This window comes from Clostridium manihotivorum, assembly GCF_004015185.1.
GTDB lineage: Bacteria > Bacillota > Clostridia > Clostridiales > Clostridiaceae > Clostridium_AR > Clostridium_AR manihotivorum.
This window is the reverse complement of sequence record NZ_CP025746.1, coordinates 678,806-701,847: the sequence shown is the minus strand read 5'-3', so window position 1 is coordinate 701,847 and position 23,042 is coordinate 678,806. Positions and strand designations below refer to the sequence as shown.

The window sequence follows — 23,042 nt, the reverse complement described above, 5'->3', positions numbered from 1 at the left end:
AACTTCCCTTCATCCATATTACTCAGCATCTTCAGTATCTGACTCTAATGCCTTTTCATATTCAGTTAAAATAGCTTCTTGAATTTTTTCTCTAGTATCAGTATTTATTGGATGGGCTATGTCTTTAAATTCTCCATCTGGAGTCTTTCTGCTTGGCATAGCAATAAATAGACCATTTTGACCTTCTATAACCTTAATATCATGAACTACGAATTCATTATCAAAAGTTACAGAAACTATTGCCTTCATTTTTCCCTCAGCAGCTATCTTTCTGATTCTAACGTCTGTGATTTGCACTTCACTACACCTCCAGTTGCTTTATTGATTTATAAATTCTCTAAAAATTACTGAATTCCTCTTTTTTTAATTAAATTTTTTGAAAATTTTTTATTATCCTTTAAATTATATATTTTATATAATTTATAAAATATATTAATATTATTAACTGTTATTGAAATAGTGCTGATGGGTTCATTATTACGTCTCCACTTTCCTCTACACCCTTTAGCTCAGCTATTGCAACATAATTGTTAATGAGCTTCTTGTTAGCCCCTACGTTGTCAACTAATACGCCTATGCCGATAAGATTGCTATCAAATTCCTTCAAAAGGTCTGTAATACCTTTAGCCGTTCCTCCACCCTTCATAAAATCATCTATAAATATACACTTGCTCCCATTTCTTAATGATCTTTTTGATAATGACATTTGCTGAAGTCTTCCTGATGAACCAGAAACATAATTTATTGTTACAGTCGGACCTTCGGTAACTTTACTATCCCTTCTAGCAATAACAAGCTGTACTCCAAGATATCTTGCTACCTCATAAGCTAAAGGTATTCCTTTAGTCTCTACCGTAACCACATAATCAACCTCATCTTTATTGAAAAATGAAGACAAAATCAGCCCCGCTGTACTTATAATCTGAGGATTGTACATAACATCAGTCATATAAATAAAATTACCAGGAACTACTCTGTTAGTATCTTTTAACATTTCACATAATTTATTAGCAAAGTCTTTCTTAGCAGCTTCTCCTATTTCTGCTATATACTTTATGCCTCCAGCTGCACCAGATATTGTTTCAATTTTTCCCATATCCATCTTTTCTAACAATTCTCTTACTATAACAATATCTTCACTTATAGTCGACTTAGCCGCATTTAATAACTCTGAAAAAGTATTTAAACCTATTACTTTATTAGGATTCTCTATCAAATATTTAGTTATAGCTGCAATTCTACCATTTCTACTTATCTTTTCCACTATATCACCTACATCATCAACTTTACGAATTATACATATAAAAATATAATCTATCATTCATATTGTATTCAATATTATATCCATAATCAATCTTTTTAACCACTTTATTATAGTTTCATAACCACTTTATTTATTTTATTGTAATTTTTAGGTGATAATTGTAATATTCTAGTTTATTTTTTTCAAATTAATACATATACTATTAATTTTTCTATTAAATTCTATTATAATATATACTACAGTTAAGTTATTTAGATTTAGTCAAGGCACCACAAAAATATATATACTTATCAACGAAAGATGACCATTTAAACATAGCCTAATTATAAACAACAATTATGAATACGGTTTACGCCCAATCTATAACTTTTGTCAATAACTGCAAAGGAAGGTAACGCATATGAATATTTTTCAGCAAATTTCCTCTCACCAACTAAAGAATGGAATGATAGTGGCAAAGGACCTTACTATCAATAACTTGACATTGTTAACCAAAGGTACTGAAATAACTGAAAATATAGCTGAAAAAATAAAGCTTAATTTTCCCCTTTCAGACATAGTAATTTATTCTGAAACTAACCCAGATAACTCATCATTATTTGAAAATAGAAATTCTATCAAGATTGCTAAGATTGAAAAATCCTTTAGCAAGATGTCTGAAGTTGCAGAAAGTATATTTGATTCTATTAAAGATACAGATAAGTTTAATATGTCTGAGGTAAGATCTATATCTGATAGTATCATGGAACAATTAACGGAAACAGGATTAGTAATTAAAAACATAATAGATGAAAGAAATGAAGATAAATACCTCACACGACACTGTGTTAACGTAGCAACAATTAGTTCACTAATTGGGAAATGGCTTCAGCTTCAAAAAAAAGAGCTTATATTCTTAACTTATTCGGCTTTGCTACACGACATAGGAAAAATTAAGATAGACCCTAGAGTCCTCAATAAAAAATCCAAACTTACTGAAGATGAAGTTAATCTTTGTAGAACTCATTCAACTCTAGGATATGATATAGCTAAAAAGGTTCCTTACATAGATCAATCAATCTTATTTGGAATACTATTTCATCACGAAAGAGAAGATGGTACAGGCTATCCACTTAAAGTAAAAGGACCTCAGATACCTAAGTTTGCCAAAATAATAGCTATTGCAGATATCTTTGATGCTATGACCTCTAATAGAGTATATAAAAATAAGCAATGTGCTCTTGATGTGTTAGAGGAAATAAAATGTGAAATTTTCGGAAAACTTGATCCTGTAATAGGTACAGTATTTATAAATAATATCCTAAACTATTATATAGGAGAATTAGTTTTACTTAGCACTGGAAAAATAGGAAAGGTAGTGAAAATAGATTTAAATTCAATTACACGTCCTTGGATATCCATAGATGGCAATATCATCAACTTGAACAATGAACCTACTATTAGGATAGTAGATTTAATATAGATACAAAAGACTCAACTATTATTCATACAATATAGTTGAGTCCTTCATTTTATCTTATAGGTTCTCCGTTAAGATTCTGATATTGAGGGATATTTTTTGCATTTCCCTTATTATCTTTATCTTTATGAAGCTTTTGTCTTCTCATTCCATCATCCGTTACATTATTTCTTATTTTATTTGACATCATTCATCCTCTCCTTTCGTAATTATCTTTTACAGCGAGAAACTTTTTATTCGTAAATTAACTACCTTAATATAAAACAGCTCACCTATCCAAAATTACGATACTAAATTGTCATCCTATTACAGTAGTCGTATATATTCCCTTTATAAATCAGTTCTTTGTCTGGGATATCTGTCAAGTCATCAACTTTCATAAGCTCCGCTTCCTTTTTAAAATCATATATATTCCCGTTGACAAGAATATGAGAAACAAACTGAGTACAAAAATAATGATTTTTTCTCTTTACTGGCTTATTAAAAAGCACGCCAAACAATCCCATAAAATTATATCTTAACTCGTATTTCCTGATTATAAACTTGTCTACTTCTGCTTTAACCAGTTTATATTGTTCTTCAGAAATTTTCACTTTATATATTATACATTCACTATTTCTAAATATTTTATATACACCTTCATAAATATTTTCTTCTACAAATCCACCTGAAAAAGGGTTTTTGGGGTTTGTTCTACCAAAAGAATACATCTTAGTTAAAGAAGGATCCATACTTAAAGAAGAATGTGCATATTTATTTTTTGTAATTAAATATATTATTCTCGAAAGCCATGTTCCAGTCTTTGAAAAAACCAAATATATGTATTTATCTTCCATAGCCCTATCTTTAACTCCCCTTCTATAAAATCTATAGATATTCTATTCCTATAATTTTTAAAATTACTAAAAGCACCTTTAACTATTAATGGTGTTTTACTCAATTTATATGTTTAATTTTAAAGTAGTTCATATTAGTGGAGTCCTTAACTCAACTATACCCCTGTCTTTATAACAAATAATACAGTATTACATATATATTAACAACAAAATAATTTATATAAGAAATAGGTAGCAAAATTTATTTTTTTTCATAAAATAATTATGAATTATGTTTTATTAAGTGTGCATTTTTAAAAAAATGTATATAATTATAAATGGTAATTTATAAAGGAGTTGATATCTTGTCATTTAATTTTATAAAAGATAAAAATAAGAAAGTACATTTTATAGGTATCGGTGGAATAAGTATGAGTGGTCTTGCTGCCGTTCTTTTAAGAGAAGGCTATAAAGTATCTGGTTCTGATGCGAAAGAATCAGAAATAACTAACAGACTTAAAAATGAAGGTGCAGAAATTTACATAGGACATGATAGTAGTAATCTGAAAGATGTAGATTTAGTAGTTTATACAGTAGCTATACCTTCCGACAACCCTGAGCTTTTAGAAGCACAAAGAAAAAATATTATTTTAATGGATAGAGCTGAATTTTTAGGAAAAATAATGCTTGGACACAAATATGGGGTTGCTGTTGCAGGTACTCATGGTAAAACAACATGTACTTCTATGGTTTCTCATATAACATTAAAAGCACATCTTGATCCAACTATACTTGTCGGTGGTGACCTTGATGCTATTAATGGTAATTTTAGAGTAGGTAACAGTGAATACTTTATAACAGAGGCATGTGAATATAAGGAATCATTTTTAAAGTTCTCACCATTTATAGGTATTATCCTAAATATTGATGCTGATCATCTAGATTACTATAGAGATATAAATCATATTCAAGAAACTTTTGAAAAGTTCGCTTCTATAATACCTAGTAATGGTTATTTAGTTGGCTACGCTGATGACGAAAGAGTAATGTCTATAATTAATAATGCAAAATGTAACATACTAAGCTATGGTATAGAAAAAGGCAACATAACAGCTAAGAATATAACTTTCAATGTCAATGGTTGTGCAACTTTCGATGTCTTTAAGGATAATAGCAAAATGTTCTCAATTAGTTTAAATGTACCTGGAAAGCATAATATTTTGAACGCTCTTTCTTCAATATGTATCGGTATCATATTAGAAATACCTGAAAAAGATATAATTGATGGACTATCAGCATTTAAAAATGCTCACAAAAGATTTGAACTTAAGGGACATAAATCCGGAATTACAGTAATAGATGATTACGCACATCATCCTGCTGAAATAAAAGCTACTTTAAGTACAGCAAAGAAAATACCTCATAAGTCAGTTTATTGTGTTTTTCAACCTCACACTTATACAAGGACTAAAAGTCTTTTTAGTGACTTTACAGAAGCCTTTAATGATGCTGACGAGCTAATCCTTATGGATATTTATGCTGCTAGAGAGAAGAATACTGGCCTTGTTACTTCTGATGAATTAGGAGAAGCTATAAGAGCAAAAGGCATACACTGCGTGAATGTTCATTCTCATGAAGAAGCAGTCAAGTATGTAAAAGGTAAAGTATCTGATGGGGATCTTTTAATAACTGTCGGTGCGGGAGATGTAGTTAAGGTTGGAGAATTATTTTTAGAAGAATAAATTTAAAGCAGTCCCAAAAAACACATCATTTACTAGCAGATACTTCATAACCACTTAATTTTAGAAGTATTATTTAATTTAGAATGATATAAAAATAACTTTAGTAATAATAGTAAAGCTGTACCACTTCAACTCTAAACTGAAGTGGTACAGCTTTACAAATTACAGTCAACATTTTATAATGACAGCTCTAATAATATCAATATATCCTAATTTAGTTCTATTATAATAGGCTTATTAACTAACTTTACTTTACCTTCTAATACGTGAATATCGCTATCATCTATAACATTCTTATAAACACCATCTGCTAAAGAAATCTGTACATTTCCTTCAGCTTTACTTACATTGAAAATTCCTAATAATCTATTATTATCTTTTTCATAAGAGGCAAGTATAACGTCATTCTCTACGCAATCAACTGTATAGAAGCCACTAGCAACAATATCCATTCTCTTAATTTGTGCTAATCTTTTTAATAAAGATATATAATCTTCCTTCAAGTTGTCCCAATTCACCTTATCGCTATCAAATAAACTAGGACAGTTTGGATCTTGAGCCTCTTGACCAGCATAAATTAAAGTTGCACCTTTTTGGAAATATAAAAATCCTGTCCAAATCTTTAATGCATCTTCATCTGGTATAAACTTCTTAGCTCTAGGCTGATCGTGATTTTCTAAGAATCTAAGTTTAACGTAATTATCTGGATACATTCCATCTTGCATTTTTACTTTATTTATATAATCTTTCAAACTATTTTTCTTATCAAAATATCCAGTATACTCAACATTTACATCATAATCATAAGTTATATCAAAAGCTTGGTATATTTCACTATCTGATAGTCCTACAAATCCATGTTTCCTCATTTCAAGTAAGAAGTGAGGGTGAACAGTTTCTGAAAGCCATATATGATCAGGATTCACTTGTGCAACCGATTGCCTTGCAAGCAACCAGAAGTCTAATGGCACTAAAGGAGCCACATCACATCTAAATCCATCTACCCCAACAGAAGCCCAATACTTTAAGGTTTCTATTTGATATTCCCATAAATCCTTATTGTTGTAATCCAAATCTACTATATCGGTCCAATCACCTACCTTATTACCCATATTTCCATCTTGTTTTTTATAGAAATACTCTGGATGATTATCTACCAGCCACGAGTCTGGTGAAGTATGATTATAAACTACGTCTATCATACATAACATTCCAAATTCATGTATCTTATCTACAAGACTTTTAAAATCTTCTATAGTTCCATACTCAGAGTTTATTCCTCTATAATCCTTAATAGCATAGGGTGATCCTAATACACCTTTTCTATTCTTTTCTCCTATAGGATGAATTGGGAGAAACCATACTATATCTGTTCCTAATTCCTTTATTCTAGCAAGATCTTCTTCCACATCTTTAAAGGTTCCATTCTTACCATAATTCCTTACAAAAACCGAATAAATTATTTTGTTTCTTAAACTCTTACAGGTATCCTTTGCCATATTATTCACCTCAATATTTTAATCAAATTCAGTTAAGCGTTTAAACTATATAATTACTTTACTGCACTTTCCTAAATATATCAATATCGTTTACATTAAGTTTATAAAAAATTATCTAAAGCTACCTTCTTTAGTGATTCTTTTTGCACATCTACCTTTCCGAATGCATATGAGGAAAATGTGGCAGCTAAACAAGTTTTCTTTTTTACCAAATATCCTCCTAACAAGCCGCTCTAAACCTTTCAAATTGCTATGTTTAACTAATAAAGAACCACTTGGAGTTAAACATACTTATATAGATATATTTGACTCCAAGTGGTTATATTATCATCAAACTTCTAGTTCTATAAAATCATTAATTTTCCCATCGATATTTACTACCTCGTCTTCAAGACGTTCTTTTTCCCTCTTTAAATCTATTACACATTCGTCTACATATCTAGCTAAATGTCTTATTTCATCGTAACTTTCCTCAATCTTTGTAAGTACACTAATATCTGTAAATATATTGTCAAAGAATATGTCGACAGTTTTAGTAATTAGAGAAAACTCTAACTTATTTGAAATAGTCTCAAAGGATGCAGTCACGTCAGACAATTCCTTTTTAAATTTGTCTACAAGATATGGAATCTTGTTAAGTTTAACCTGTGTATCATCAATTTTTTCATGCTTCTCTATAGATACAATTATACTATCACTGAACAAATCTAAGGTTCCCCAATTTTTAGCACTAGATAAACTATCTTGAGCGTCATCTATACGCGCAAGTAAATTTTCCCCTGACAGCACTGCTTCTTTTAATTCTTTAATGCTAGTACACAAATCTAATCTTAAGTTTTCTAATTCTCTTAGTTTTTCTTTAGAAGCTTCGCTTCCAATAGATTTTACTTGTTCTTCTTTTTCTTTGATAAGTTTTTTATACTGGATATTTGCATTACCTACCCTATCAAGCTCTTTCCCTAATTTACTCAAGTCCTCATTAACATCTGATACTTTTTGATTGCACTGATCAAACTTAATTTTGATCTCAATATATTCTTTTTTCTCTTTATCAAGTTTTTCTTCTTTATTATTGAGAATTACTGCTAATAGATTAGATAAAGTGATACCTTCAAGTTTTTTGATATCTAACTCCTCTTTTGTGAGTTTCTGTTTAAACTCAATTAGTTCTTTTTCATAGCCGTCTAATAGTTCCTTTAACTCTTTAATTCTTTGCTCTATATGTTCTTTTTCTTTAACTTTTTCCTTGGCACTTCTTATTTCTTCATTAATCTTTAAAAACACACTTAAATCTCCATTTATTATATTTAATAATCGGCCTATGTTTAATATTATTATTGAAGTTAAGTGGTTATGAAGAATATGCTATATTAGCTAACTCCTCAACGAATCGAATGACTAACCACTTAATTCAACACGTTATTTGAATAGCGCCAACAATTATTTCAGCTTAATATAAGGTCCTTTATTATGGCTGGCATTTCTCTTACAGCACCATACATTTCAGTTATAAAGTTTTCTTTTGAAAACACCCCTTTATAAGTAGCAGATACTTTATTTTTCTTGCACAACAGCCATGCTCTTCTAAGATGAAAATCATTTGATACTACTACTGCTGTACTTAAATCTTTTTCTTTCATTATTCTTGATGTGAATTTTATATTTTCTGAAGTATTGGTGGATTTATCCTCCACTATTATCTTATCCTCTTCAATACCTTTGCTCAATAAAATCCTTTTCATCCCTTCTGCCTCTGAAATATTCTCTCCAGGACCTTTTCCTCCTGAAACTATTATATACTTTCCAAAACCTTTTTTATAAAGTTCAGCCGCTTCCACTGTTCTCTCAGTAAGAAATTCGCTAGGTGTTTCACCTCTAAGTCTACAGCCTAATACCACTATAGCATCACTTTTTACAGGTTTTGTAAAAATAGGCAAAGAAAAAATAAACCCTTGAAATACTACAAAAATAATAATTATAGCTAAGAAAATCATCTTAAGCCTCTTTTTCATAATTGCTCCTCCATTTATTAATAGTCATAATCTTTAATATTTGTGCATAGAATTAATTGCAAGCTATATCTCAAAAAAATTACACAAAATCATATATATTACTGAATTATATACGAAAAACAAAGTATAATAGTTATTTTTAGGTTACGTATTTAAAAATTTACGCCTAATATCAGAGTGCTTTTGGAGTTTTTCATAAAATTAAAAAAACTGGAAAAAACCTTTGACACTTTTAGATACCTGTGTATATAATTATATTAAAGAAATTTTAACGTAAAGGAGGTAGGAACATGTTAATAGCAAGATTCAATTTTATGAATGGCAGATTGAGAAATTCAAACAATTCCATATTCATTAACAATAGTCCTATCTCTACGAATTTTATTGTCGGTTAATTTTTAACGACTTTAACTTTGTATGTAATCAGGTCATGGGCTATTGTCCATGACTTTTATATTGCTTTTTTATGCAAAAAGGTCATGGCATATCCATGGCCTTTTTTTGCATAAATGGGCACTATGAACGAACAAAAAGGGGGGAATAGATTTGAGAAGAATCTTAAATTATTTATTTAAACACAAGGCTATACTTCTTATTGGCTCTATATCAATGATTATAATTATAGCCGTAGATAATATCACACCTTATCTTCAAAAGATAATAATTGATAAAGTAATTACTGACAAACAGTATTCACTTTTGTATCCAGCACTGGGTGGAATATTAGCCATTACCTTATGTAAAGCTGGGCTTGGGTACGTCAAAGAGTTTTTCTTTGACTTCATTGCTGCAAAGGTTCATAGAGATATAAAGAACGAGTTGTTTGAGCATATTCAAACAATGGAATTTAAGTATTTTGATAATATGAACACTGGTGAACTAATGTCAAGAATAGGTGAAGATATAGAAAATATCTGGCAAACCATAGGGTTTGGTCTAAGACTTTTCGTTGAAAATATCATTTACTTCATTATAAGTAGTATAATCCTGTTAGTATTAAGCTGGAAGCTTGCCATAGCCTGCATAGTAATAATGATACCTATAGGTTATATGGCAATAAAGCTTGAGAAGGACTTTGCTACTGTATATGATAACATCAGTGACCAGACAGCTGAGATAAATACAACTGCTCAGGAGAATATCGCTGGTGTAAGATTGGTTAAAGCTTTTACAAGAGAAAAACATGAAATTCTTAAGTTCTTAAATATGAATAGAACTTACTATGATCTAAATATGAATCAAGCTAAAATAGTAGGGAAGTACTTTCCTCCAATGGAATTCCTAACGAATATATCATTAGTAATAATGATTATATTAGGTGGCGTATTTGTTATAAAAGGCGAGATAACTTTAGGAACTTTAGTAGCCTTCAGTGGATACCTAAACTCTCTTATATGGCCTATGAGGAATCTAGGCTGGTTAACTAATATGCTTGCTCAAAACCAAGCATCTGCTAAGAAGATATTCGATATACTAGATAGAAAGCCAGAAATTTCAAGCAAAGAAAATGCTATATCTCCTGATAAAATAAAGGGAGCTATAAAATTTGATAATGTTAGCTTTAAGTATAACGAAGAGCTAGTTCTTAAAAATGTTAATCTCGATATCCCTGCTGGTAGCTCTGTAGCTATAATGGGAACCACCGGGGCTGGTAAGTCGTCGATACTACAATTGATAGGCAGATATTATGATGTAACTAGCGGTGAAGTTTTAGTAGATGGAATAAATGTAAAAGACATAGACCTAAAGAAACTTAGAAGTAATATGTCTGTGGTACCTCAAGATACCTTCTTATTCTCAGATACTATAGAAAACAACGTTAAGTTCGGTAATAAAGACGCTTCTATGGAAGAAGTTATAGAAATATGTAAAACAGCTTGCTGTTATGATTTTATATCATCTTTCGAAGAAGGCTTCGATACAGAAATAGGTGAAAGAGGTATTGGACTTTCTGGAGGCCAAAAGCAAAGAATATCTATTGCTAGAGCTCTATTAAGAAAAGCCCCAATCCTAATACTAGATGACTCAACTTCCGCATTAGATATGGAAACAGAGTACGAGCTTCTAAAAAACTTACATGTAAAAGAAGAAAAGAGTACAACTTTCATAATCGCACATAGAATTTCTGCGGTAAAGAATGCAGATATTATCCTATTTGTAGAAGATGGGGAAGTTAAAGAGCAAGGTAATCACAGTGATCTTCTAGCTAAAAAAGGAAGATATTATGACATATACTGTGAGCAATTTAAAGACTTTGATATGGCCGAAAGCGAGGTGGTATAATGGCTAAAAATACAGTAAGTCGTGATGAAGAAGGAATGCTTCGAAGTAAAACTGAGTTGACTATAAGGCTCTTACAATATCTAAAGCCTTATAAGCTTAAAGCATTTATAGTTATTATACTATTATTGTTCGTTATGGTTTGCGGCATAATAAATCCTTATCTATTAAAAATAGCAATCGATAGTTATATAGGTGACAGCAACTTTAAAGGTCTAATGTTCATTGGTGCCCTACTTTTAACATTAAACATCCTATCAATGATTGCTTCCAAAATAAGAATAGTTATGATGTCAGCTATAACCAATAATATATTAGTAAATATAAGACATGAACTTTACACTCATATTCAAAAATTATCATTTTCATTTTTTGATAACAGACCCGTTGGAAAGATATTAGCTAGAGTTATGGGAGACGTTAATGCTCTTCAAAATCTGTTTAATCAAAGTATACAAACTCTTATCCCTGAACTTATGAGTTTAGTATGCGTTTCAATAATGATGTTATTCTTAAACTTTAAACTAGCATTAGCAGCTATTGCAATTCTACCATTCTTGGCTGTTGCTATGTTTTTTATAGAAACGCAATCAAGAAAAAGGTGGGAAGTTTATAGAAAAAAACGTTCAAACCTTAACGCATATAATCATGAAGACTTTTCAGGAATAAAGGTGGTTCAAGCTTTTGCTAATGAAGAAAATACGCTTTCTAAATTTAAAGTTATGGTTAGCGAACTAGTCAATTCCTTTGTAGCCGCTGTAAAGTTAAATGACTTCTTCTGGCCTCTAGTAGAGCTATCATGGGGAGTTGGTATAGTAGTAGTATTCTATGCTGGCTACTTATTAGTAAGATCAAATGATGTTACTATAGGTACACTTATAGCATTCTCTATGTATATAGGTATGTTTTGGAGACCTATAATGAATCTTTCAACCTTTTATAACACATTAATAACTAACTTCTCAGCTGCTGATAGAATCTTTGATATAATGGAAATTGAGCCAGACATAGTAAGTGCAGAAGGCTCAAATAAAATGCCTAAGATTAAGGGTGCAGTTGAATTTAAAGATGTTACCTTTGCTTACGAAGAAGGTTCTGCAGTATTAAAAGATGTTAACTTTAAAGTTTCACCTGGTGAGACCGTAGCTCTTGTTGGAGGAACTGGTGCAGGTAAGACTACTATAGTATCTCTTCTTAGCAGATTTTATGACCCAACCTCTGGCGAAGTACTGGTAGATGGAAAAAATATAAAGAATGTAGAATTAGAATCTTATAGAAGTCAGATGGGTATAATGCTTCAAGATACTTTCCTATTCTCAACAACTATTAAAGAGAATATACGATACGGAAAGCTTGACGCTACTGACGAAGAAGTAATTGCTGCTGCAAAGGCAGTAAATGCACATGAGTTTATAATGAAAATGGAGAAAGGTTATGACACTGAAGTAAATGAAAGAGGTTCTAGGCTTTCTTTAGGACAAAGGCAGCTAATTTCTTTTGCTAGAGCTCTTCTTGCTAATCCAAGAATATTAATATTAGATGAGGCTACATCTAATATAGATACTCAAACTGAAAAATTAGTTCAAAAGGGTATAGAAAAACTTCTATTCGGAAGAACCTCCTTCGTAATCGCTCATAGGTTATCTACAATTAGAGACTGCGACAAGATAATGGTTGTAGGCGACGGTAATATAAAGGAATGTGGTACCCATGATGAACTTATCGCAATGAGAGGTGTTTATTATAACCTATACAATGCTCAATACAAGTTCTTAAATGAAGGTGCATAAACCAAACCTTTTACCGATAGCATAGAGACAAAAAATAGCTTAAATAGTTAAAATTATAAAAACAGTTTTTTATAGTTTTATATAGTAAAAAATTGCTAAAGTTAATTCTTTAGCAATTTTTTTGTTTAACTATCATTTCTCTGACAAAATGTATAAATTGTGTTTTATAAATAAGTCTTTTTAGCATATGTTCAATATCTTATTTTTATTTCATTATTTCTTCGCCTAAAGCAGCAAAGGCTTTAAGCATCATATAAACTTTTATATCCATCTTAGGATTGCTATCGATAAGCTTCTTCGCTTCTAGTGGACTAACCATACATACTTCAATGTCTTCATCATCCTCTAAATAAGCATTGGAAATTTCTCCACTACAATAGCAATATACTAAGGCTACTGATTCATCTGTCATTCCTACAGAGACGTAAAGAGCTTTTATATCTTCCTTATTTACTATGTCTACTACCTTAAGTCCAGTCTCCTCTTTAAGCTCCCTGCTTACTGCAAACTTTATATCCTCATCTCCGTCTACAAGACCTGCCGGTAGTTCATAAACATAATCATTTAATGGTACTCTGAACTGTTTTACCAGAACTAACTTTTTACTTTCTTCATGTAAAGCGACTATCATTACAGCATCAACCCGCTCTTCTATCTTCTTTTGAAGCTGCAAATTCAATATATCTATGTTTTTTCTGGAGGCTACTATCCAGCTTCTAGAATCACCTTTTTTGTTTGTATATTCGGCATTATATAAACTGAGATATTTTGTTTCTGCCAAGGAATTTAAGTTATTAATCTTAGGTTTAAGCTTTTTCATGTTATCACCTTCATCGATAAATTTAAAGAAGTACCACTTCAATCCAAAATGTATTGCTAAAGCTTCTCTGGTTTATGAGAATAACTTTGGAAAATATAAATTTTATTGTAAAGTGGTTCATCTATAGTAATATAAAAATTTTAACACAATACTATAATTATAAGAAATACTTCTAAGCAAAAATTGCATTTAATGATTAGATAGTATGAGTAAAGTGGCTTAATCACTATAAATTCTTAAGAAGTTATATTTATAAGAATTTATCTTTTTAAATTTTTGCAGTCATCCTATCATAAATTTACTTATGTGGTTGGTATAAAAGCAAAATGGATTCAAAGATAGAATTATCATTTGACCTTATTACCCCACTTACTTAAAACTTCCCACGAAAAAGACAAGCTTTTTCATTATATCTTTGTGAGATGCTTAGACTTCATGAAATATTTTTAAAAAGATTTTTTTATTCTTGATAATATATGAAATTTAAAGGTATAATTAGAAAAAATTAGATACAATGAGCTAACATATCAGCTTGACCAAAAATGGTTCAGAAACATTTAACTGTTATCCAAAACACTTTTTGCGTTATTCAATACCACATTATATAATTACATCATGAGTTAACCACTTTAAGATGAATCTTCAATAACTAATATCTAAAAAAACTATTAGCTATATTGTGAGTAAAACTTAAAGTTTAACTATAACAAAAATTATTAAGGGAGAGGTTTTTTTATGAGCCACGAAACAATCTTATTATTAGTTAAAGTAGGGATAGGAATCTTAGCTTTCTTCTTACTAGTTTGGGTGTCAGGATTTAGAATTATACCTAACTCCAAAGTTGCCATCATAGAAAAATGGTGGTCATCAAAAGGGTCGCTAAAAGAACAAATCATAGCATTAAACGGTGAAGCTGGATATCAGCCAAATGTACTAAGAGGTGGTATTCACTTTTTAAGTCCATTAGTTTATAAGGTACACACAGTTCCATTAGTAACAATACCACAAGGTAAAATAGCATATGTATTTGCTAGAGATGGTAAACCACTAGAGCCAACACAAACTCTTGGTAAGATAATTCCTGAAAGCAATAACTTCCAAGATGTTAAAGGCTTTATCACAAATGGCGGTCAAAAAGGACCACAAAGAGGTATCATTCGTGAAGGTACTTACGCATTTAACTTAGCACAATTTATAATAATAACAGAAAATAAAACATACTATTTGCCAATGGGTAATGACTCTGAACAGAAAACAATAATGGAAATGGCCCAGAAAATAGCAGCTAGAAGTGGTTTTGACCCTGTAGTTATCCAAGGTGAAACCGATCAAGTTGGTATAGTTACAGTTCATGATGGCCCTTCACTAGGAAGAGATACTATAATCTGTCCTACTGTCGGTGATGAACCTAGTGATCCAAACTATCATAATAACTTCCAAGATCCTGAAAAGTTCTTGTCAGCAGGCGGGTATAGAGGTAGACAGTATCAAGTGCTTGCAGATGGTACTTATTTAATAAATAGACTATTTGCCACAATAGAATTTATACCTAAAACAGTTATTCCAGTAGGTTATGTAGGCGTAGTTGTTTCATATACTGGACAAAAAGGCGCAGATTCATCAGGAGATGATTATAAGCATGGTGAGCTAGTTCAAAAAGGATTCAGGGGTGTATGGAGCGAACCTCTTATGCCTGGTAAATATGCTTTTAATACTTATGCAGGTAATATAATAAAGGTTCCTACTACTAACGTAATTTTAAAGTGGATAAGCAATCAAAACGGTAATCATAGATATGATGAAAATCTTAAAGAAGTAAGCTTAATAACTAAAGATGCATTTGAGCCTTCTTTACCTCTATCAGTTGTTTTCCATATAGATTACAAGAAAGCACCAATGGTAATACAAAGATTTGGAGATATAAAGATGCTAGTTGATCAGACTCTTGATCCTATGGTATCTGCTTACTTCAAAAATATAGGACAAACAAAAACTTTAATCGAATTAATACAACAAAGAAATGAAATACAGAATCAATCTTCTGTAGAGATGAAAACTAAGTTCACTCATTACAATCTAGAGCTTGAAGAAGTTCTTATAGGTACTCCTACAAGTTCAAAAAATGATACAAATATAGAACAAATATTAACACAACTTCGTTCAAGACAGATTGCAAAAGAGCAGCTTGAAACTTATTCAACTCAACAGTCAGCTGCTGAAAAGGAAAAGGAACTTAAGGAAGCAGAAGCAATAGCAAAACAACAAACATCACTTACTGAATCAGATATTAATATTAAAATCCAAGAGAATCAAGGTAAAGCAGATCTTATGAAATCAAGACAAGATGCTGAAAAAATCCAAAGACTTTCTGAAGCAGATGCATATAGAGTTAAACAGCAAGCCGAAGCTGAAGCTTATAGATTGAAGCAACAGGCTGAAGCAAATGCATATCAAGTAAAACAACAAGCTGATGCAGAAGCCTTTAGACTTAAACAAACCGGTGAAGCAGAAGCCTTCAAGATAAAGACAGTTGGTCAAGCTGATGCAGATAGAGAAGCTAGGGTTGGTATATCAAAGGCTATTGCAGCAAAAGAACAAGTAAATGCTTTTGGTGGAGCTCAATATAAAGTAGTACAAGAAATAATGAATAACTTTGCTGATGCTATAAAAACATCAAAAGTAGATATAGTTCCAAAGACTCTTATAACTTCAGGAGGAGGCGAAGGAGAAAACAACTTACACAATGCTTTTGAGAATCTAGTTATGCTTTTATTAAGTGATAAACTTACTTCTCAAGCCTCTAATGTCAGTGAGTTATCTGAAGAAGCAGAGATACTAAAAAAAGAAATATTAAGCAGCGTTAAACCTTCAGATATAAAGAACAATAATTAAACAAAATAGACAAACTATGAAAATAGTTTGTCTATTTTTATGTTATATATTTTATTAATTCATATATTAGCGAACTCCTATTTTTTTCAGCTAATATATATATCTTATTGATAGCTTTAAATCTTGTATCATCATCAAAATGTAAAATTATATATTTTTTATCTTCTATCTTAACAATCTCTTCTCTTACAGTTCTAAATTTTTTATCCTTCTTGTGATTTACAATAGATAACACAGCCGTTATATCCTCTCTGTTAGATGGATTAAGCTGCCATATTATTTGATTTTCCCTTAAGTTAAGATGTTTCTTTATAGCCGTAATATCAGATTTTATATATTTGCTATAATGATTGACATCATCATCTAAAACACTATCATCTATATAATTATTAACTCTTATAACACTTTGAGGAAAGCTCCCCTCTATAAGACCTGAGTTTTCATAAACTTCATCAGTCATTCTAACCCCAAAATTTGCTCCTGCTATTTTTCTTATTTTTTCTTCGATTAAACCTAATTCAGTTTTAAGATTTATTTTTCCATCCATTAAGTCAAATATAAGAACTATTCTTTTACCATAATTAGTTAATACTAAATATCTATTAAATTTAACTTCAGATAGTTCATGTTCAACCTTCCTAGCTGTTTCTAATACTTCAGCCCTTAAACAATCGCTAAGCGAAAATAAAATCAAATCACTTACCTCCTTAATAAACCAAACTATAAATATAGTTCATATCTTTAGTTATATAAATAATTAAATTCTAAATACTAAAATGGGCTTAAAAAGAAAAAAACTTTCAATCTAAAAAATAAATGTTTTTGTTCACGTTAAATAGCACACAATATACATTATACATTTTTGTAAATTATATACAACACCTCTTTTGCTCCATTTCATATTTTTCAGATTTTTTTTACGCATATTTCAAAAAAAGATTATTTCTATTAAGAAAATATTTTTATATAACATCTTATTTAACATTTCCGTAATACCTAAAAAGTTTTCATCCCCCATAAATCAAACTACATTAAATAGCATATCATCTAACTATGAACTCTATTTAACCTTTTCTTAAATAAAGAATAATTAATATACTTTAAAACATAGATTTTTGTTTATCAATTTATCTTTATAAATTATAATATAGATAAAGGATAAGTTATTAATAATATATTTACTTATCAGAAATCAAAAGATTTTTTTCGGGATGTAAACCATACATTAATAGAAGTTATAAAAAAATATTGTTTTATTTATTTAGGGAAGCGCTTACACATCTACATCCTTTTAATTAATTTCGTAATGGATACACTATATAATAAATTTATTTTGCGAGGTGTTTATAATGATAAAAAGAGTCATATGGGTTGTCTTAGATAGCGTTGGTATGGGAGAACTACCTGATGCTGAAAAATATGGAGATATTGGTTCCAACACAATAGGGCATGTAGCTGAATTTAATAATGGATTAGCAATTCCTAACATGGAAAAGCTAGGACTAGGAAATATTACTGGTATGGTAAATTTAAATAGGGTTGCAGAACCTATAGGTTGCTATGGAAGAATTCATGAAGCTTCAAATGGCAAGGATACTGTCACTGGTCATTGGGAGATGGTCGGAGTGAAATCAGAAATAGCTTTTCCAACTTACCCAAATGGTTTTCCAAAATCAATAATAGATAAATTTGAAGCTTTTACAGGAAGAAAGGTGATAGGAAACAAATCCGCTTCTGGTACTGAAATACTTGATGAGCTTGGCGAAGAACACATGAAAACAGGCGCTCTAATAGTCTATACTTCTGCTGATAGCGTGTTCCAAATAGCTGCTCATGAAGAAATCGTTCCACTTGATGATTTATATAAATACTGCGAATTTGCTAGAGAAATGCTTACAGGTGAAGAATCAGTAGCAAGAGTTATAGCTAGACCTTTCTTAGGAACTCCTGGAAACTTTACAAGAACTCCTAACAGAAGAGATTATGCTTTACTTCCACCTCATGATACTCTACTAGACGTTCTAGCAAAAAAAGGACTAAATGTTATGGCAGTAGGTAAGATTGAAGATATATTCTCAGGCAGAGGCATAACTGATGCTGTTCATACAAAAGATAATATGGATGGCATTGATAAAACTATAGAATATCTAAAGCAAGATAAAGATGGTCTAATATTTACTAATCTTGTAGATTTTGATATGAAGTGGGGCCACAGAAGAGATGCTAAGAGCTACGGAAAGGGCTTAGAGGATTTCGATGCAAGACTACCTGAGATTCTAAACAATATGAAGGATACTGATGTATTATTCATCACTGCTGATCATGGCTGTGACCCTACATTTAAGGGAACAGATCACACCAGAGAGTATGTACCATTCTTAGCTTATGGAAGTGAGTTAAAGAAAGGCTTTGATCTTGGAACAAAGTTCGGGTTCTTTGATATGGGGCAAACAATTGCAGATATCTTTGATGCTGATAAAATAAAAAATGGAATAAGTTTCTTAAATGAGATAAAATAATCATGTTACAATTAAATAATATTTACTTGAGGTGAAAAAATGGATTTAAGTAAAAAAATAGAAGAAGCAGCACAATTTATTCTATCTAAGAGCAAATACAAACCACAAATAGGTTTAATTTTGGGTTCTGGCTTAGGTGCAATAGCTGATGATATAGAAGATGCTGAATACTATAATTACAATGAACTTCCTAACTTTCCAGTATCCACAGTTGAAGGTCATGCAGGCAGATTAGTAATAGGAATGTTCCAAGGAAAACAAGTTGTAGCAATGCAAGGAAGATTCCACTATTACGAAGGATATGCTATGGACCAAGTAACTTTTCCTGTAAGAGTTATGAAGCTTCTAGGCATAGATACAATAATAGTGACAAATGCTGCTGGAGCTGTAAATACAAGCTTTAAACCAGGAGATCTTATGATAATAAGCGATCATATAAATCTCTCAGGTTCTAATCCTTTAATAGGAAAAAACCTTGATACCTTTGGAACTCGTTTCCCTGATATGTCAGAGGCTTATAATAGAGAGCTTATGGATAAGGCAAAGAAAGCGGCTTTAGAGTTGAACATAGATATTAAGGAAGGCGTTTATACTATGTTTAGTGGTCCTACTTATGAAACTCCTGCTGAAATAAGAATGGCGAGAGTTCTAGGTGGAGATGCTGTTGGTATGTCAACCGTTCCAGAAGTTATAGTAGCTAATCATAGCAAGATAAAAGTTCTAGGAATTTCTTGCCTTACAAACATGGCTGCTGGGATATTAAAACAACCTCTAAGTCATGTTGAAGTAATGGAAACCTCTGCTATGGTAAGAGACAACTTTATAGCACTTATGACTAATATAATTAAAAGCTTATAAAACGAAGGTTGATGGCGCTATACTTAGCCATCAACCTTTATCTTTATTAGGTGTTCTATTTAAAAATCTATTGTATTTATTTAATGCATCATTAAATCTTTTGCCAGCCTCGATAATATCTTCTGACACAAGATTTCCTTCTCTAACTTTTATTAGGTATTCCAACTTTTCTCTAAAATAGGTAATATCATTTAGTAAAATATCTTTATCAGTCAAACTAACACCTCCACTTATATTTTTTACATATAGTTCCAATTATAAACATAGTGGATTAAGTTTTATTGCCTAGTTTACACAAATATATTAATATCTATGATTTATACGCAGACTTACCTAAAAAAACTTCACAAATAATACTACTCTATAGAAGGTTTATTTTAAGGCTATGCTTAATTTAAACATTCTAATTTAAGACAGACTATTTTAATACTCTTAATTCTTTAGAATAGTTATTTAATACCTCACAGCCATCTTCTGTAACTAATACTAAGTCTTCTATTCTTACACCTACTTTTCCTTGTAGATATATTCCTGGTTCAATTGAGAAAATCATCCCTGGCTTAACCTCTTCTTTGTTCACAGAGCTAACATCACCGAAGTCATGTACCTCTATGCCAATAGAATGCCCTGTTCTATGAGTAAAATACTTTCCGTATCCATACCCCTCTATAACATCCCTAGCAGCCTTATCAATATCGCAGAATCTAGTGCCAGGCTTTACCTTACTGATACCAGCTAAGTTTGCTTCTAGAACTATATTATAGACCTTTCTAGCCTCTTCTGAAGGTTCACCATAGAAGAATGTCCTTGTCATATCAGAGCAGTAAAATTCATTTCTACATCCGGTATCTACTATGATACTATCCCCTATTGCTGGTAGAGATAAATCTGTTTCATGATGTGGATCAGCTCCATTTGCACCATATGCAACGATAGGTGTAAAAGAAAATCCTTGAGTACGCTCTTCTTCATACAATTCGCCTAGTATGTTACTTAGAGCTTTTTCAGTTTTGTCTTTTGAAAATCTTTCTACAGCTCTTCCAATAACCTTATCGTTTATAGCAGAAGCCTTTCTCATAAGCTCTATCTCTTCAGCATCTTTTATAGTTCTTGCTTTATCAATTATTGGAGAGCCATTAACAAAAGCAGTTGCTGCACCTTTTTCCATAAGTCTTATCAAAAAATGTGCCTGCCAATTTTTATCTATACCCAATGTTTTAGATTTATCTATTATATCGCAAAGAGCCACTATAGGATCTTGAGTATCGTTATACCAAACTAAGTCTAATCCTAAGTCTTCATGTATCGGGAAAAGCTCATTTATAACTAGTTTTTTATCTCCATTTGTATTTATATATAACGCTAAAAGCCTCTCTCCAGACTCAATCCATTTTCCAGTAAGATAAAAAATCGCTGCTGGCGATGTTAAGATCATCTGATTAAGATTTGTATTACTCATTTCTCGTAAAATATTATTTAATCTATTCTGTTTCATTACACTATCTCCTTAAGCTTACAATTTATATCAATATAAAAATAATAACTTCATTCCATTATTAATTATATACAAAAAATTATATATAATCCATTTAATTAAACTATGAAGTTAGAAACCTGTGTATGCTAATATAATGTTTTTAAAAACTTTATGAATAATAAATAAACAAAATTATGAATATGTATTAAGTGGTATAATATAGATATCAATAAATTTATGTAGTGCACAATTTTCTTTAAGGATAATAACCTTATTAAAGATATAAAATATGTAAACTTATTATAAATTTATAGAGCTATAATTAATCTAAAGCGGTCCATATAATTAAAACTAGGAGGAAAAAGTATGAGAATTGCAGTTATATCAGATATACATAGCAATCTTTATGCTCTACTTAGAGTTATCGAGGATATAGATAGTCAAAATGTAGATACAGTAATTTGTTTAGGTGATTTAGTAGGGTATGGTCCTCAACCAAATGAAGTAATTGCTATGATAAAAAGAAGATCCATATTATGCATAAAAGGTAATTATGATGCCTCTGTTGTGGATAATGGTTTCACATATATAAGAGACACTAATATAAATTCATTTTCTTTGCCTTGGACTGTAGATGAACTTAGAGCCTCAAACAAGTACTATCTGGAGAATCTTCCAAGTAGTATTACTCTAAACATCGACAACAAGAAAGTCCTTTTTGTTCATGGTAGTCCTAATAGAATAGATGAATATTTGTACGACAACAATCCTGACTTAGAAAGTATAGTAAGTAATATAGAAGAAGATATTTTAGTATGCGCACATACTCATCTTCCTATGATAAAGCAGATCAATGATAAAATGATAATCAATGGAGGAAGTGTAGGAAAACCTAAGAATGGCTCTCCTGACTCAACTTATGCAATTATAGACATATCAAAAGGAAGAAGTGTCAAAGCGGAAATAAGAAAAGTAAGTTATGAATATAAAAGGACTATGAAGGATATGGAGATGAAGAAGTTTCCTTCTCAGTTAGTTCATTCCTATGAAACAGGATATGAATAAACTTTACACAGTTATGTGAGCTATAAATTAAGGTATAAGTATCATACAATCTAAGCTTTATAGAATTTTGTCACACTTATACCTTAGTATTTTAATCACTAATCTTTCAGCACACCAACTATTCGTATATTTTTTAGAAGCTGTTTATTAAGCTTGCCTGAATTAAACTCCTAGGAAAGATCTGTCCCTGCTTTTATTCCTAAGCCTGCTAACACATTAAATAATTTTTCACCAGTTATATCATATACGGTGCCATTTACAGCTATATAGGCAGAATTGTCTCCTAGCCCATTGTATTTTTCTAGATCTTTCATACTAAAATCCCTAGCCCTATACACTTCTCCCCTCTTATTCGGTTTGATAGAATCGTTATTCACCTTCGTACTACTGTAATCCAACATGGTTTCGATCTGCAAAGTTAAAGTTTCTATATCCTTTATAAAATCTAACCTATCTTCCTTTGTAGCTGTTAAAAGCATCTTTTTACAAAAATTTATCTTATTGAACTTTTGTATTATTAACTCTTCCATAGAATCAATCATTGCTCAAC

Annotated in this window: 20 protein-coding genes; 8 read left to right on the top strand and 12 right to left on the bottom strand. The window is 30.9% G+C overall.

What is annotated here, in order from left to right; translation table 11 throughout:
- Positions 1-18: 18 nt before the first annotated feature.
- Together spoVG and purR are read right to left on the bottom strand one after the other, a co-directional pair.
- Positions 19-297 (bottom strand): septation regulator SpoVG, encoded by a 279-nt coding sequence (spoVG, locus tag C1I91_RS03030; protein ID WP_128211177.1) that lies wholly within the window; start codon positions 295-297, stop codon positions 19-21.
- A gap of 151 nt (positions 298-448) precedes the next feature.
- A complete protein-coding gene (gene purR / locus C1I91_RS03025; RefSeq protein ID WP_128215899.1) occupies positions 449-1,264 on the bottom strand; it encodes a pur operon repressor in 816 nt (271 codons plus the stop codon).
- A 400-nt stretch (positions 1,265-1,664) separates the two neighbouring features.
- On the opposite strand from purR, the gene C1I91_RS03020 reads away from it, so the two are divergent.
- The gene (locus C1I91_RS03020; protein WP_128211176.1) at positions 1,665-2,726 is read left to right on the top strand and encodes an HD-GYP domain-containing protein; all 1,062 of its coding nucleotides are present in this window, start codon (positions 1,665-1,667) and stop codon (positions 2,724-2,726) included.
- A gap of 49 nt (positions 2,727-2,775) precedes the next feature.
- Here the strand turns inward: C1I91_RS03020 and C1I91_RS28500 are convergent, their stop codons facing one another.
- Both C1I91_RS28500 and C1I91_RS03015 read right to left on the bottom strand, forming a co-directional pair.
- Positions 2,776-2,913 carry a clostri-philic family protein gene (locus C1I91_RS28500; RefSeq protein ID WP_205694276.1) on the bottom strand — a complete coding sequence of 46 codons (138 nt, stop codon included), beginning with the start codon at positions 2,911-2,913 and terminating at the stop codon, positions 2,776-2,778.
- A gap of 100 nt (positions 2,914-3,013) precedes the next feature.
- On the bottom strand, positions 3,014-3,559 hold the full coding sequence (locus C1I91_RS03015) for a hypothetical protein (RefSeq protein ID WP_128211175.1): 546 nt from the start codon (positions 3,557-3,559) through the stop codon (positions 3,014-3,016).
- A gap of 344 nt (positions 3,560-3,903) precedes the next feature.
- On the opposite strand from C1I91_RS03015, the gene murC reads away from it, so the two are divergent.
- On the top strand, positions 3,904-5,280 hold the full coding sequence (murC, locus tag C1I91_RS03010) for a UDP-N-acetylmuramate--L-alanine ligase (RefSeq protein ID WP_128211174.1): 1,377 nt from the start codon (positions 3,904-3,906) through the stop codon (positions 5,278-5,280).
- A 209-nt stretch (positions 5,281-5,489) separates the two neighbouring features.
- Here murC and C1I91_RS03005 read toward each other — a convergent pair whose 3' ends face one another.
- From C1I91_RS03005 to C1I91_RS02995, 3 genes are all read right to left on the bottom strand, one after another.
- Entirely contained in the window at positions 5,490-6,779 is a 1,290-nt protein-coding gene (locus C1I91_RS03005) for an alpha-amylase family glycosyl hydrolase (protein WP_128211173.1), read from the bottom strand.
- A gap of 330 nt (positions 6,780-7,109) precedes the next feature.
- Positions 7,110-8,063 carry a coiled-coil domain-containing protein gene (locus tag C1I91_RS03000; protein ID WP_128211172.1) on the bottom strand — a complete coding sequence of 318 codons (954 nt, stop codon included), beginning with the start codon at positions 8,061-8,063 and terminating at the stop codon, positions 7,110-7,112.
- A gap of 161 nt (positions 8,064-8,224) precedes the next feature.
- Positions 8,225-8,791 carry a YdcF family protein gene (locus C1I91_RS02995; RefSeq protein ID WP_128211171.1) on the bottom strand — a complete coding sequence of 189 codons (567 nt, stop codon included), beginning with the start codon at positions 8,789-8,791 and terminating at the stop codon, positions 8,225-8,227.
- A gap of 546 nt (positions 8,792-9,337) precedes the next feature.
- Between C1I91_RS02995 and C1I91_RS02990 the strand changes: the two genes are divergently transcribed.
- Together C1I91_RS02990 and C1I91_RS02985 are read left to right on the top strand one after the other, a co-directional pair.
- The gene (locus tag C1I91_RS02990; protein ID WP_128211170.1) at positions 9,338-11,074 is read left to right on the top strand and encodes an ABC transporter ATP-binding protein; all 1,737 of its coding nucleotides are present in this window, start codon (positions 9,338-9,340) and stop codon (positions 11,072-11,074) included.
- A gap of 35 nt (positions 11,075-11,109) precedes the next feature.
- Complete coding sequence (locus C1I91_RS02985; RefSeq protein WP_476695904.1) at positions 11,110-12,861, top strand: ABC transporter ATP-binding protein; 1,752 nt, start codon at positions 11,110-11,112, stop codon at positions 12,859-12,861.
- A 205-nt stretch (positions 12,862-13,066) separates the two neighbouring features.
- Here the strand turns inward: C1I91_RS02985 and C1I91_RS02980 are convergent, their stop codons facing one another.
- On the bottom strand, positions 13,067-13,681 hold the full coding sequence (locus C1I91_RS02980) for an NUDIX hydrolase (RefSeq protein WP_128211168.1): 615 nt from the start codon (positions 13,679-13,681) through the stop codon (positions 13,067-13,069).
- A gap of 735 nt (positions 13,682-14,416) precedes the next feature.
- Between C1I91_RS02980 and C1I91_RS02975 the strand changes: the two genes are divergently transcribed.
- Positions 14,417-16,573 carry an SPFH domain-containing protein gene (locus C1I91_RS02975; protein WP_128211167.1) on the top strand — a complete coding sequence of 719 codons (2,157 nt, stop codon included), beginning with the start codon at positions 14,417-14,419 and terminating at the stop codon, positions 16,571-16,573.
- Between the two features lie 37 nt (positions 16,574-16,610).
- Here the strand turns inward: C1I91_RS02975 and C1I91_RS02970 are convergent, their stop codons facing one another.
- Entirely contained in the window at positions 16,611-17,267 is a 657-nt protein-coding gene (locus tag C1I91_RS02970) for a hypothetical protein (RefSeq protein ID WP_128211166.1), read from the bottom strand.
- Positions 17,268-17,922: 655 nt separating this feature from the next.
- On the opposite strand from C1I91_RS02970, the gene C1I91_RS02965 reads away from it, so the two are divergent.
- Positions 17,923-19,092 (top strand): phosphopentomutase, encoded by a 1,170-nt coding sequence (locus tag C1I91_RS02965; RefSeq protein ID WP_128211165.1) that lies wholly within the window; start codon positions 17,923-17,925, stop codon positions 19,090-19,092.
- 39 nt (positions 19,093-19,131) lie between these two features.
- Entirely contained in the window at positions 19,132-19,950 is an 819-nt protein-coding gene (locus tag C1I91_RS02960; protein ID WP_128211164.1) for a purine-nucleoside phosphorylase, read from the top strand.
- A gap of 30 nt (positions 19,951-19,980) precedes the next feature.
- On the opposite strand, the gene C1I91_RS02955 is transcribed toward C1I91_RS02960, so the two are convergent.
- Together C1I91_RS02955 and C1I91_RS02950 are read right to left on the bottom strand one after the other, a co-directional pair.
- Entirely contained in the window at positions 19,981-20,166 is a 186-nt protein-coding gene (locus tag C1I91_RS02955; protein ID WP_128211163.1) for an aspartyl-phosphate phosphatase Spo0E family protein, read from the bottom strand.
- 202 nt (positions 20,167-20,368) lie between these two features.
- Positions 20,369-21,445, bottom strand: a complete 1,077-nt coding sequence (locus C1I91_RS02950) for a M24 family metallopeptidase (RefSeq protein WP_128211162.1) — start codon at positions 21,443-21,445, stop codon at positions 20,369-20,371.
- Between the two features lie 348 nt (positions 21,446-21,793).
- Here C1I91_RS02950 and C1I91_RS02945 point away from each other — a divergent pair, with 348 nt between their 5' ends.
- A complete protein-coding gene (locus C1I91_RS02945; protein ID WP_128211161.1) occupies positions 21,794-22,492 on the top strand; it encodes a metallophosphoesterase family protein in 699 nt (232 codons plus the stop codon).
- A gap of 170 nt (positions 22,493-22,662) precedes the next feature.
- On the opposite strand, the gene C1I91_RS02940 is transcribed toward C1I91_RS02945, so the two are convergent.
- Positions 22,663-23,034, bottom strand: coding sequence for a cytochrome b5-like heme/steroid binding domain-containing protein (locus tag C1I91_RS02940; protein ID WP_128211160.1), 372 nt, complete (start codon positions 23,032-23,034; stop codon positions 22,663-22,665).
- Between the last annotated feature and the right edge of the window lie 8 nt (positions 23,035-23,042).